This is a genomic window from Brevibacillus reuszeri (genome assembly GCF_001187725.1).
Classification (GTDB): domain Bacteria; phylum Bacillota; class Bacilli; order Brevibacillales; family Brevibacillaceae; genus Brevibacillus; species Brevibacillus reuszeri.
Genome location: NZ_LGIQ01000009.1, coordinates 1,855,023 through 1,868,485, shown reverse-complemented (window position 1 = coordinate 1,868,485; position 13,463 = coordinate 1,855,023). Strand labels below are relative to the sequence as shown.

The 13,463-nt window shown below is 50.3% G+C and carries 10 protein-coding genes; 2 read left to right on the top strand and 8 right to left on the bottom strand.

Features of this window, described 5'->3' with window-relative positions; translation table 11 throughout:
• Window positions 1-318 precede the first annotated feature (318 nt).
• The 6 genes from ADS79_RS23170 to ADS79_RS23145 form a co-directional block, all read right to left on the bottom strand.
• Window positions 319-1,683 carry an FAD-binding oxidoreductase gene (locus ADS79_RS23170; protein WP_049740709.1) on the bottom strand — a complete coding sequence of 455 codons (1,365 nt, stop codon included), beginning with the start codon at window positions 1,681-1,683 and terminating at the stop codon, window positions 319-321.
• Between the two features lie 206 nt (window positions 1,684-1,889).
• Entirely contained in the window at window positions 1,890-2,660 is a 771-nt protein-coding gene (locus ADS79_RS23165) for an SDR family oxidoreductase (RefSeq protein WP_049740708.1), read from the bottom strand.
• A complete protein-coding gene (locus tag ADS79_RS23160; protein ID WP_084766032.1) occupies window positions 2,657-4,081 on the bottom strand; it encodes an aldehyde dehydrogenase family protein in 1,425 nt (474 codons plus the stop codon). The genes ADS79_RS23165 and ADS79_RS23160 overlap by 4 nt, the downstream gene beginning before the upstream one ends.
• A gap of 21 nt (window positions 4,082-4,102) precedes the next feature.
• Window positions 4,103-5,179 carry a tartrate dehydrogenase gene (locus ADS79_RS23155; protein ID WP_049740706.1) on the bottom strand — a complete coding sequence of 359 codons (1,077 nt, stop codon included), beginning with the start codon at window positions 5,177-5,179 and terminating at the stop codon, window positions 4,103-4,105.
• Between the two features lie 169 nt (window positions 5,180-5,348).
• Entirely contained in the window at window positions 5,349-7,208 is a 1,860-nt protein-coding gene (locus tag ADS79_RS23150) for a sigma-54 interaction domain-containing protein (protein WP_049740705.1), read from the bottom strand.
• A complete protein-coding gene (locus ADS79_RS23145) occupies window positions 7,205-8,941 on the bottom strand; it encodes a sigma-54-dependent Fis family transcriptional regulator (RefSeq protein ID WP_049741118.1) in 1,737 nt (578 codons plus the stop codon). The genes ADS79_RS23150 and ADS79_RS23145 overlap by 4 nt, the downstream gene beginning before the upstream one ends.
• A gap of 242 nt (window positions 8,942-9,183) precedes the next feature.
• Here ADS79_RS23145 and adh point away from each other — a divergent pair, with 242 nt between their 5' ends.
• Window positions 9,184-10,704 carry an aldehyde dehydrogenase gene (gene adh / locus ADS79_RS23140; protein ID WP_049740704.1) on the top strand — a complete coding sequence of 507 codons (1,521 nt, stop codon included), beginning with the start codon at window positions 9,184-9,186 and terminating at the stop codon, window positions 10,702-10,704.
• 4 nt (window positions 10,705-10,708) lie between these two features.
• Complete coding sequence (locus ADS79_RS23135) at window positions 10,709-11,050, top strand: DUF779 domain-containing protein (RefSeq protein WP_049740703.1); 342 nt, start codon at window positions 10,709-10,711, stop codon at window positions 11,048-11,050.
• Between the two features lie 85 nt (window positions 11,051-11,135).
• Here ADS79_RS23135 and ADS79_RS23130 read toward each other — a convergent pair whose 3' ends face one another.
• Together ADS79_RS23130 and ADS79_RS23125 are read right to left on the bottom strand one after the other, a co-directional pair.
• Window positions 11,136-12,749, bottom strand: a complete 1,614-nt coding sequence (locus ADS79_RS23130; protein ID WP_049740702.1) for a DEAD/DEAH box helicase — start codon at window positions 12,747-12,749, stop codon at window positions 11,136-11,138.
• A 22-nt stretch (window positions 12,750-12,771) separates the two neighbouring features.
• The gene (locus ADS79_RS23125) at window positions 12,772-13,395 is read right to left on the bottom strand and encodes a class I SAM-dependent methyltransferase (RefSeq protein WP_049741117.1); all 624 of its coding nucleotides are present in this window, start codon (window positions 13,393-13,395) and stop codon (window positions 12,772-12,774) included.
• Window positions 13,396-13,463 lie beyond the last annotated feature (68 nt).

Sequence of the window (13,463 nt, the reverse complement as noted above, 5' to 3'; positions counted from 1 at the left end):
ATGCTTGCTGGAGTGGATGAGAGGAAAAAGGAGAAAAAGCTCCAGCTTCTTGGGTCAACTGGTGCGGGTCATGCCTGGCCGTCTCCATGAAAAAAGAAAAAACGCGTCCAAAGTAGCTTTTTCATGAAGCTTCTCAGAGATGGACGCTGAGATCGTGTTTCTCTTTTTTCATTGCGCCTGGGCTGTTGCCCCAAAGAGCTTCGCTTTTTCTCCTTTTTCCTCTCGACAACTTTTATCTTCGCTCGGCTTATTTGGGGATTCTCATGGAAGTCTTCATAAAAAACTGCACCCTGTTAATTAACAGAATGCAGTTCACCTCTACGCCCCAAAAATCTTGCCCGGATTGAGAATCCCCGTAGGGTCCAGTACATTTTTTAAAGACTGCATCACGTCCAGCGCTTCGCCGTGCTCGATGCGCTGGTATTTTGCCTTTCCTACACCGACTCCGTGTTCTCCGGTGCACGTGCCTCCGCGGCTGAGAGCGTATTCTACCAAATGTGCATTGAGCTGTTCTGCGCGAGCTACTTCATCTGAATCGTCCAAATCGATCATCAAAATGACATGGTAGTTCCCGTCTCCGACATGGCCAAGAATGGCGCCGTCCAAGCCCGATTGATCAATGGCTTGTCTGGCATCGACGACAGCCCCAGCCAGCTCGGAAAACGGCAAGCACACATCCGTCACCATCATCTTTTTACCAGGAGATTTGTGCAGGAACGCATAGGCCATGTTATGACGCACATCCCAGAGCTGGGCACGGGCCTTGGAATCTGTCTCAAACAAAAATTCCTGGCAACCATGTTCGGCAGCAATATTTTGAGCAAATTCGATATCGTGAGCCAGGCTCTGCTCGCTGCCATGAAATTCAATAAACAGCATAGGACTTTCCGGGTAGCTCGTTTCCTTATATAGATTGACCTGACGAATGGACCGCTCATCAATCAGCTCAATTCGCGCCACTTGTATCCCTGCTGACAATATATCGACTACTGTATCCACTGCATCCTGAACGGACGGGAAGCAAGCTCTGGCAGCTGTTGTTGCCTCGGGAATCCCGTACACACGCAGCGTCAATTCCGTGAAGACTCCAAGCGTACCCTCGGACCCGACGAACAAGCCTGTCAAATGGTAGCCAGACGATGATTTGGCAGTCATGCTGCCCGTATGAATGATTCGTCCGTCAGCCAGTACAACCTCCAAATCGCGCACTTGATCCCGCATGACTCCGTAACGGACGGAGGTAGTTCCACTTGCGTTCGTCGCTGCCATACCGCCAAGTGTTGCATCTGCTCCCGGATCTACCGAAAAGAACAGGCCGTGCTTTTTCAATTCCTTGTTCAGCTGTGTACGTGTTACCCCCGGCTGGACTCGAACGAGAAAATCATGGGGACGGACCTCCAAAACCTGATTCATCTGGGAAAAGTCCATGCTAATGCCACCTTCATAAGGAATGGCATGACCTTCCAGACTGGTTCCCAATCCAAAAGGCGTGACCGCAATATGGCGAGCATAGGCAAGCTTCATAATTTGGCTAACCTCTTCTACCGTTTGCGGAAATACAACAACATCCGGCAGCCTTGGCGTGTGGTAGGATTCATCATGACTATGGTGCTCCAAAACCGTTTGATTCGTCGTAACCCTCTCGTCTCCAAGCAGTTCAATCAGCTCTTGCATGTAGTCCATGTTCTCTTACCCTCCGTTATTCGCTCATATCCACCAGCAATCGACTGTTTTTTGCGAAAATTCAGGTGGTGAGGATCAAATCAAAGATCATGAGGAACGAAAATAGCAGACTTCTCTATTTCCGTATTCGAGAACGTGGCCCTTTTACCTGCCTACGAAAAAGGAAACACCGCCCGAAGCGGTGCTGAATGAGCCATCTCTTTTGACTAGATTCCTCTTCCACCGTCCACATTCATCACTTCTCCAGTGACAATTTTCGATAAATCAGAAGCCAAGTACAGGGCAGCCTCTGCAATATCTTCCGGCTGAATCAGAGCACCCAGTGGCACACTGCTAATGAAAATGTCTCTTTTTCCAGCTTCGACCTCCGCCTCATCCCCGTTGATAAACTTGCCCAGCATCGGGGTTTCGGCTGGCCCGGGATTGATCACATTGACCCGGATTTGAAAAGGAGCCAGCTCAATAGCCAAAGCCTTGCTCAGCATGATGGCCGCTCCTTTGGACGCGCAGTAAGCGTTCAAGCCTGGTCTTGCGCGAATGCCAGCAATTGATGCTATGTTAATCATGCTTCCTTTTCCACCCGCCTTCATATGAGGTACCGCATGTCGCGTGGTCAAGTAAATCGATTTCGTATTTACCGACATAATCTTATCCCACTGCTCAAGCGACAATTCTTCAATCGGTGTAAAGGCTTGCGGTACACCTGCACAATTAACCAGCACATCGATCGAACCAAACGTGGTGATCGTCTCATGAATCATAGCTGCAACACTTTGATCATCAGCTACATCGGTTTGTACGGCATGCCCCCTCCCTTCCGGAAGCTCCTGTACTGCTTGTTCTGCGGCTGCTTTGTTCAGGTCAGCCAATACGACCTTTGCCCCTTGATTAGCAAATAACCGAGCGATGGCTTTCCCCATGCCTGACGCTGCGCCCGTTACAATCGCTGTTTTTCCTTGCAACAGTTGTCCGTTCATAGATTAATCACCACCATCCGCTCTTCGGTCATCTCCTCGACTGCATAGCGTGGGCCTTCTTTGCCAAGTCCACTGTTTTTGACTCCGCCATACGGCATGACGTCGTTGCGATATGTCGATACATCATTGATCACGACACCTCCATATTCGAGTATGCGTGCTGCCTTCATGGCAACATTCAAATCCCGCGTAAAAATGCCCGCCTGCAAGCCATACTCAGAATCATTTGCCTGAGCAAACGCTTCATCAAGATCATCGTAGGGAATAATCGTTACTACCGGAGCAAAAACCTCTCGGCACACAACCTTCATATCAGGTGTTGTATTGACCAGCACAGCGGGATAAAACAGGGCTCCCTCACGTTTTACAGGCAGCAACGCTTTCGCTCCCTGACTGATCGCTTCATGGACCCACTCTTCGGTACGGATCGCTTCTTTTTCACTTATCATGGGCCCGACATCGGTATCCGGGTCTTCCGGGTTGCCTACCTTCAGATGATTGACGTGGGAAATGTACAGATCGCAGAACTCCTGCATAACCGCTTCATGAACGTAAATGCGTTGAACAGCGATGCATGCCTGCCCTGCATTATGAAAGCTGCGCGCTGCCGTCTGACGTGCAGCCAGCTCCAAATCTGCATCTACGTGAACGATATTGGGAGAGTTGTTCCCCAGCTCCAGGGCTACTGGACGCATGCCACTGCGCTCCTTTATATGACGACCTACCTCTCCTGACCCGGTAAAGGTAAACATGGCGATCCGCTCTTCATCCAACAACCATTCCCCTACCTCACTGCCCGCTCCTGTAACGATATTGATATAGCCCTTTGGCAAGCCCGCAGCTTCCAAAACCTCAAGCAGGAGAAATGTCGCGATCGGTGTAACGGTAGCCGGCTTGACCACCAACGTATTCCCCGCAGCAATAGCAGGCGCAATTTTGTGAGTGCTGAGCAAAAGCGGATAGTTAAATGGCGTGATCGCCCCAATCACCCCTTTTGGCACGCGAATGGTGAACCCAAGACGATTTTCTGAGCCCTCCGTTGACTGCAAAGGAACCATTTCACCGTGTATCTTTTTCGCTTCCTCCGCAGACAACAGCAGCGTATTGATCGTTCGATCCAGCTCGTTCATCGCATCCTTACGAGTTTTCCCCACCTCGCGAATGAGGGACAGCTCCATCTCATCTCTGCGTTCTTCCATTAATTGCGATGCTTTCAACAGGATTTTGTAGCGCTGAAAAGGCGTCAGCTTATCCTGCTTGAAGGTTTTCTGTGCCTCATCTACCGCTTTTGTCACATGCTGCTGCTGCGCGCGGGCGATGTACGCGATACATTCGCCATTGTATTTGTGGAAAACGGGAATGGAGCTCTCCGTTTTTACCCACTCACCACCGATGTACAGGTCGTACGATTTCGCTTCCATTCTCCTCATCCTCCTCGTTTTTTAGCGGGTAGCGGTGTAAATATGGCGCACGATTTCGTCTCCTACTTCTTTGGTCGATGCCACTCCACCCAGATCAGGGGTCAGTATTTTTCTATCAACCAATACCTGCTCGATTGCGTTCATAATTACTGCACTGATCTCTGGCAAATCGAGATGATCCATCATCATGGCTAGGCTCCATATCTGTGCAATCGGGTTGGCTATGCCCTTTCCTGCTATATCTGGTGCGGAACCGTGAATCGGCTCAAACATGGATGGATATTTTCGCTCCGGATTGATATTGGCAGAAGGGGCGAGTCCTAAGCCCCCAACAGTTGCAGCGCCCAAGTCTGTCAAAATGTCTCCGAACAAATTACTGGCGACGACCACATCAAATGTCTCCGGACGCGTAATAAAATAGGCGGCGAGTGCGTCGATATGGTAGAGATTCGTTTCGACTCCGGGGTGCTCACGGGCAATTTCCTTGACGATTTCATCCCAGAAAGGCATGGAGTGATTGATTCCATTCGATTTCGTAGCAGCAGTCAGTCTCTTTCCCGGCCGCTTTTCCGCCAGAGAGAATGCATATTTGAGGATGCGCTCCGTGCCAAATCGTGTAAAAACATTGTTCTGCACAGCCATTTCGTACGGTGTCCCCTGATGCATGCGCCCGCCCATGTTGGAATATTCGCCTTCTGTATTCTCCCTGACAACCACGAAGTCAAGATCAGCATGCCCCTTGTAGCGCAGCGGGCTCTCCAATCCCCGAAGCAGCTTTACCGGGCGCAGGTTGACATACTGCTGGAATTCGCGGCGAATGGGCAAAATCAATTCCCATACAGAAACATGATCAGGCACCTCGGGAGCACCCACAGCGCCAAGCAGGATCAAATCGTAATCCTTTAATGTATCCAATCCATTTTCCGGCATCATCCGGCCGTGTGTGAGGTAATAGTTACAGTTCCATTCCATCACATCACTGGCAAAACGAATTCCTCCATGGCTTTCTTCCAGTGCCTTTAATACTTTTAATCCCTCTTGCATTACCTCGGGACCGATTCCGTCTCCGGGAATCACGGCGATCGAATAATGAAGCAATCGACTCCCCCCTAAACAATCGAAATAATTTGACAATTTTATGTATTACACTTGCACATTCGATGCCAATCACTAGCGTAAGAAAAGAAGTCTGCTAGAATGCTTTCCCCTGCTCGATATGCTTGTGAATAACAACGAAGCGCTGCAACAAAACGTTGCAACACTTCTCTCATTCGATCTGATATTGTTTCATTTTTCTCCACAGCGTTGTGCGGTCCATCCCCAGCATTTTTGCAGCTAATGTTTTATTATGCTTCACCTGCCGCAATACCGCTTCAATTCGCTTTGCTTCGGGATCAAAACGGTCTGCTGTGGCAGCGGTTAGACTATGGACAGGACCTCGCTTTTTCTTGGCAAATAAAAAAGCAGCGTCTGATATACCGAGCTTGCCGCCCTTTGCCAGCAGTACCATACGCTCTACTACATTGCGCAGCTCTCTCACATTCCCTGGCCAATGATACGCTTGAAACAGGGAATAGAGCTCTTCGTCTACTTCCTCTACTTTCTGCTCGTGCTGCTCATTCATTTCCTGAATCATGCTCGCAACGAGAAGTGGTATATCTGACAAGCGATCGCGCAAGGGAGGAACCTCCAGATTGAGCATATGAATGCGGTAATACAAATCGGCGCGAAAATGCTCTTTTTCAATCTCTTCCTCCAGATCACGGTTCGTTGCCGCTACAATCCGCACATCAACAGGGATGATTCGTTCCCCGCCCACCCGGCGGACACGCCTCTCCTGCAACACCCTCAGCAAAAGAACCTGAATCCGCAGCGGCATTTCTCCGATTTCATCCAAAAACAGCGTTCCACCATGTGCCAGCTCGAACAACCCAGGCTTTCCGCCCTTTTTGGCACCCGTAAAGGCCCCATCCTCATAGCCAAACAATTCGCTTTCCAGCAGGCTTTCCGGCAATGCTGCACAGTTGACAGCCAGGAAAGGTCCCAAGGCTCGCGGGCTTTCTAAATGAATCCCTTGTGCAAACAGCTCCTTGCCTGTACCTGATTCTCCGGTAATGAGCACAGTCGCATTCGTTTTCGCGAACAACGCGGCTTGCTCTCTCGTCTCCACAAGCATGGCTGATGTCCCGATGATGCTGTCGAGCCGATACCTGGCTTCCAAACCATTGTCATGCAGCTTTTTTCGAAGCGACATCTCCATCTTTTGAATATCGCTGATCTCTTTAAAATTCGAAACCGCCCCTACGATCTGATCCTTGACGATGACCGGAATACGGTTAATCACAATGGAGCGATCCAAAACCGTTGCCACATCTCCCAGCTCCTGACGCCCCGTCTTCAGCACTCGCAGCATGTCTGAATGAGGAATATAGTCAGCGATGGGCTTCCCCAACACCTCACCAGTAAGTCCCAAAAGGATTTTGGCGTGTTCATTGACGAGTGTAATATTTCCCAGGCGATCAACGGCGATTACCGCATCATGCGCAGAATTGACGACGGCCTCCATGAGATGCTTTTCGCGCAGCCGATCCTTGGTGTAAGTGACCAGAGATGCGGCCTGCTGTACTGCCCTGCGTAGCATCGCAAGAGAAGGCTCGATGATGTACCGCTCTCCTCCTGCCAGTGCACCAGACCAAAAAGCAGCCTCCCAGGCGGGAATCAGGTATACCCTATGGGCGTGATCATGATTCGCGTGAATTTCGTCATCGCACCAGAATTGCCAATCCCGTTCCGCGGTATGATCCAGAGCGTGCTCCAGCTTTAGCCAGTCTCTTTCTTTTGCTGTTGCACATACAACGACAGGCTCTTGTCCCGATCGCTCTGCTCCCTGCTGCTTCTCCCATACTCTCTTCGCGTCACTGATATCGATGGAAATCGTGACTACGGGCAACGAGAGCGACTCCAGCTCTTCACAGTAGCGTTCGGTTGTGATCACGATAAAAGGATTCATCATCTGATCCAAAATCGATTTAATCGAGTAAAAATAACCTACACTCTGCCCGCTCTGCGCAAGCAAGGCAGCCATTCCCTTCTCCAGCTCTTTATCCAGCCTGTACAAGGCAATCATAGATCCCCCTGATTCATTGGCGATGTAATGTGATATTCCGCCATTTTGCGATACAAGGTGTTTCTCCCGATCTGAAGCAGCTTGGCCGCCTGACTTACATTTCCTCCGCTCATATACAACGCATTTTTAATCGCGTGCAGTTCGGTTTCACGCAGAGAAGGAACCACTTGCTCAGCCTCCTGATAGAGAGCGGCCTCCACAAGTCCTTCTAACTGTATATGCTCTGCTGCGATTTCGTAGGTCTCCGATAAAAAGCATGCCTGCATCAATACCCCTTGCAGCTCACGAACATTGCCCGGCCAAGAATGGGATTGCAGCTTGAGCTTCGCTTCATTCGATAGGAAAAGCGGCTCGCCGCCCGCAATCTTTTGAATGAGATGCTCTGCCAGCTGGATTAAATCAGTTCGCTTGTGCAATGGCGGAACCTGGATAGAAACTCCCTTCAGCCGATAGTACAAGTCCGCTCGAAAACGACCAGCCTTGATTTCTTCCGGTAAATTGCGATGAGTCGCTGCAATAACCCTGGCATGAATGGGACGGGACTGATTGCTTCCCACAGGCGTAACGACTTTTTCCTGCAAAACGCGCAGGAGTGCCGCTTGCGCCCGCAATGACATGTCCCCAATCTCATCTAAAAAAATCGTTCCGTGCTTCGCTGCCTCGAATTTACCGACTCTGCCCTCGCGATTCGCTCCCGTAAAAGCTCCGCCTTCATAGCCAAATAATTCACTCTCGATCAAATTTTCCGATATTGAACTGCAGTTCACTGCGATAAAGGGCTCCCCTGATCGCGGGCCTGTCTCATGAATCATTTGAGCGAACAGTTCTTTTCCTGTGCCGCTCTCTCCGTTCAACAGCACGGGAAAATCTACATGCGCTGCCTTTTGTCCGAGCTTTTTCGCCTGTAGAAAGATCGGGCAGGAGCCTGCAAGCCGCGGATAAGGCATTGCCTGGGAGCTGGCAGACATCGACCAGACCCGCTTCCTGCGATCCTGTATGTTGTTTGCTCCCGTACGCTCTACTTCTGGCTGCAAGGTAGTCCCCAGCGCCCCCATCACCAGCTGTTTCTTCGCCATTTCGTTGAGACTGACAATCCGATCATCCCGATCGAGCCCGACCAGTGGCAAGCTAAGCCCTGCACTACCTGGCGACAACGGCCTGGGAAGAGCAATCACACGCTCTGCTTCTGCCAGCATCAAACGATTTTGCACAGCTTCTGCAATCATGCAAGCGATGGTCAGCGCAAACGGATGCGAATATTCTTTTCGCGTACTAATATCGATAACACCCAGCAATTCTCCCGTCGGCGAGAAAATAGGTGCCGCTGAGCAAGTCAAAAAACGATTTTCCAAAAAGTAGTGCTGTTCACCTTGAATTTGGATCGGCTGCTGGGCAATCAGAGCCGTACCAATCGCATTCGTTCCTTTATTGTTCTCGGTCCAGTTGGCCCCAATCTGCAGCTGTACCTTCTGTGCCTGATTGGCAAACACGGGATCTCCTACTGTATGAATGATGTTGCCATCCTGGTCGGACAACAAGGCGATATGCTCTGTCGACAATAAAAACGGCGCCAATTTCGTAAAAAGGGGGAAGCTTTCACGGATCAGAGGATGATTTTCCTGAATGATTTCTTTGATCCTTCTGCTAGAAATGATTTGATCATTAGCTTTTTCCGTGGCTTTGAGGCTAGATTCCTGACAGCGTTTCCAAGATTGTTGAACAATCGTCGACAACACTCTTCCCCTCCCTCAAAATCATTCCCTTCCAGTATAGCATGAACTGGAATTTTTTCACTGCTCGCTGCTTGAAATCGTATTGATCGTTCTACTTCGGAACACTTTCTGTTCCATTTCAGAACACATTTCCTTTTCTCTATTCGAGGAAGCGTTGTCATTTCCCCCTTTTTCGACTTGGTACGATATTTGCTTTTAGAAAAGGACGTACAGAAACAAGTGATAATAGAGGAGGCGCTCGCATGATCTATGCTCAGCCCGGCCAGGCCGGTTCCAAGGTGACTTTCAAAAATCGCTACGAAAACTACATTGGGGGGAATTGGGTCCCACCAGTGAAGGGTGAATACTTTGAAAATGTCTCTCCCGTCACAGGTAAGGTGTTTTGCGAGGTAGCTCGCTCCACTGCCGATGACATTGAGCTGGCACTCGATGCCGCTCACGAAGCCAAAAACGCGTGGGGTCGCACTTCTGCTACGACGCGCTCCAACATCCTCTTAAAAATCGCGGACCGCATGGAAGCCAATCTCGAGCTTCTGGCTGTTGCGGAAACGTGGGAAAACGGCAAACCTGTACGTGAAACGCTAAATGCCGACATTCCTCTTGCGATTGATCACTTCCGTTATTTCGCTGGTGCCGTTCGCGCTCAGGACAGCTCCCTGGCTGAAATTGACAACGACACGGTTGCTTACCACTTCCATGAGCCGCTAGGTGTAGTGGGACAAATCATTCCGTGGAACTTCCCGCTACTGATGGCTACTTGGAAGCTGGCTCCTGCTCTCGCTGCCGGAAACTGCGTTGTTCTCAAGCCTGCCGAGCAAACTCCTGCATCGATCATGGTGCTCATGGAGCTGATTGGCGATCTGCTGCCTCCAGGCGTTGTGAACGTAGTCAACGGCTTTGGTCTGGAAGCAGGTAAGCCGCTCGCATCCAGCAACCGCATCGCTAAAATTGCCTTTACGGGTGAGACGACAACAGGTCGACTCATCATGCAATACGCTTCCCAAAACATCATTCCGGTTACATTGGAGCTGGGTGGTAAATCACCTAACATCTTCTTCCCTGATGTGTGTGCCCAAGACGATGCCTTCCTCAACAAAGCCATCGAAGGATTTGTCCTTTTCGCACTCAACCAGGGCGAGGTTTGCACATGCCCATCACGCGCGTTGATTCACGAGAGCATTTACGATCAATTCATGGAGCGTGCATTGAAACGGGTAGCAAGCATCAAGCAAGGAAACCCGCTCGATACAGAAACAATGATTGGCGCGCAGGCTTCTCTGGAGCAGGTAGAGAAAATTCTCTCCTACCTCGACATCGGCAAACAGGAAGGTGCAGATTGCTTGATCGGTGGCGCGCGTGCACAGCTCACAGGTGATCTTGAGGGCGGCTACTACATCCAGCCTACGGTCTTCAAAGGCCACAACAAAATGCGCATTTTCCAAGAAGAAATTTTCGGACCTGTCGTATCCGTTACTACCTTTAAGGATGCGGAGGAGGCTCTCTCCATTGCCAACGATACTTTGTACGGCTTGGGCTCCGGTGTATGGACTCGCGACGTGAACACAGCCTATCGCTTCGGACGTGAAATTCAGGCTGGTCGCGTATGGACCAACTGCTACCATGCCTACCCTGCTCACGCAGCATTTGGCGGATACAAAATGTCGGGTATCGGCCGTGAAAACCACAAAATGATGCTCGCTCACTACCAACAAACCAAAAACCTGCTGGTTAGCTACAGCGATCAGGCTCTCGGTTTCTTTTAATCATATGGAACAAACGGAAAAAGTGCTCGCAACAGATGCTGCGCTGCAACTGATTGAGCGGTTACGAGCGAAGCACGGTGATTTGATGTTTCACCAGTCGGGAGGCTGCTGCGACGGCAGCTCCCCGATGTGTTACCCGCTCGGTGAGTTTCTTGTAGGGGATCAGGATGTGCTGCTCGGCGAGATTGGCGGCTGTCCGTTTTATATGGGGAAAGCTCAGTACGAATACTGGAAGCATACCCAGCTCATCATTGATGTAGTCGAAGGACGCGGTGGCATGTTCTCGCTGGAGGGCCCCGAAGGACTCCGCTTCCTCACTCGTTCCCGCATGTTTCCTGACACTTAAATCAAACAGGACCGTCCCATCACCTATCTAGGTGGGAACGGTCCTGTGTTTCTTACTCCAAGTAGAGAACGTGGCCACGATGGTTTTATCGCTGCCTTGGCTTCTTTCTCGTTGTACGTTGGGCAGATGTTGTGCCTGCCCGCTTCGGTGCTTTTGCGTCAAAACGGTCAGCACTTTTCTGCGGTTTGGCAGGCCTGCTGCTCGCACTGTTTGGCTTCCCGGTGTTCCCCTTCGACTTGCGTCCGAATTCAGCCGGCTTGCGTGTCTCCTGTTTATTATGGCGCTTTTGCCCATCTGATCGGCGATCATTCTCTTTGCCTCTACGGTCATTTCCCCGTGTTTCACTGCTACGTGACTGATCACGACCGCCTCGCGCTTTATCGTTTGCCTTGCCCTCACCATTATTTCTACGGTCGTCACTCTGACGCTTCCGTCCAAATCCACGTTCATTGCGCTCCGATTCTGTTCCTTTGGAGCGATTTTTTGGTTCTCCTCTGCGCTCTCGTCCTCCGTCAGAATAGGTCGTCCCTGCCCTTTGCTGTCGTGCTCCAGCTTTTGGCTCGCGCGACTCCTTTTCCATCCCGATTCGTTCGAGAGGCAGCTTAATCCCTTTTTCGATCATCTCCAAAAGCATGCGGTCCTTTGCAGCTACCAAGGTATAAGCAATCCCTTGCTCTCCTGCACGCCCTGTCCTCCCGATCCGATGAATATAGCTGTCCACATCTTCAGGAATGTCATAGTTAAATACGTGGGTAATCCCCTCAACATCCAGACCACGCGCTGCTACGTCGGTTGCAACGAGGTATTGAATCCTAGCCTCACGGAATCGCTTCATCACATCTTCGCGTTTTGCCTGTGACAAATCTCCGTGTAATTCGTCTGAAACATAGCCATACCCTTGCAGGGCTGCATTCAAGGTACTCGCTCGGCGCTTCGTACGGCAGAAAATGACTGCCAGAAAAGGTCGCGCTTCATCCAGCAAGCCACGAAGAGTTGCTTGCTTCTGCCGATCAGTCGTTTCCACCACAATCTGCTTGATGTCATCCAGTGTAATCCGTTTACCCTGTACGTGGATATCCTCCGGCTGCCTCAGAAAGCGTTTGGCAAGGGAACGTACTTGTGCGGGCATCGTTGCGGAGAAAAGCAGAGTTTGGCGATCTGGTGAGGTCGTCGCGATGATTTCCTCCACCTCAGGCAAAAAGCCCATATGCAGCATCTGGTCTGCCTCGTCGAGTACAAACGTCGAAATGCTGGAGAGCTCAATCGTGCCGCGTCTCAAATGATCGAGCAGACGACCGGGAGTCGCAATCACAATCTGCTTCTTGCCTGCCAGCTTTCTCATTTGCTGGGCGACGTCTTGTCCTCCGTAAACAGCCAGCACATGGATATCGTCTAGCCTTGCTGTCAGCTTTTTCACTTCTGCCGTAATTTGCAGGGCGAGCTCTCGGGTCGGCGTCAAAATCAATGCCTGCACATGTGTTGCCTGTGGATCAGCCTGCTCCAAAATGGGCAGTACAAAGGCAAGGGTCTTTCCTGTACCCGTCTGTGCTTGAGAAATGACGTCTTTTCCTGCAAAAATGACAGGTATGGATTGTTCCTGAATCGGAGTAGGTTCGGTTATCCCGTTTTCTTGCAATGTATATACGAGTTCTTTGCGTATGCCCAATCTAAAAAAGTCAGCCAGTTTCGCCATCTCCATTCTATGTGTATCGGATACGCGCTTATTTCGTACAGACAGCGACTCCGATAAAATAACGTACGTCTTCGCGCGGCTTTTCAAAGGTAGGACCTCGCTGATAGTAAATCTCTACCTTGGAAAATCGGACAAACAGCTCTTCAAATTCCTCCGGGGTCAGCTGGTGGATATGAAACGGCTCACTCGTCTGCTTGCCTCTTCCTCTCCCAAACGGACTGGAGAGGACCAACGTTCCACCAGGCTTTAGCATCCGGTACAGATTGTCCATAAAGAGCAAGTCGTCCTCGACATGTTCAATCGTTTCAAAGCTGAGAATCGTATCGAATTGTCCAAGCTTTTCAGGTAGCTCAGGATCAATCGCATTTCCGGTTTGATACGTAATTTTTTGATGATTGTACTCCCGATTGGCGTAGTAGATCGTCTCAGCGTCGATATCCACGCCTACGAGATGGGTCAGCTCCCTCTTGCGTTCCTTGGAAACCATATGACAGCCATAACCGGTCCCACAAGCGATGTCCAGGACTCTTCCCCTGATATAAGGAGTAGCAAAATAGTATCTGGCAATATGCTCCAGAAGCATGCCATTCGTAGGTTTTAGCAGCTTGGGAATGATTCGCTCCCCAGTCCATTCTAGCAATCCAATCACCATTTTTCTTGTTTCTTCTTGATCACATCTTACCTCATTCCTATGATGGATCATACCTATTCTCCGATTAT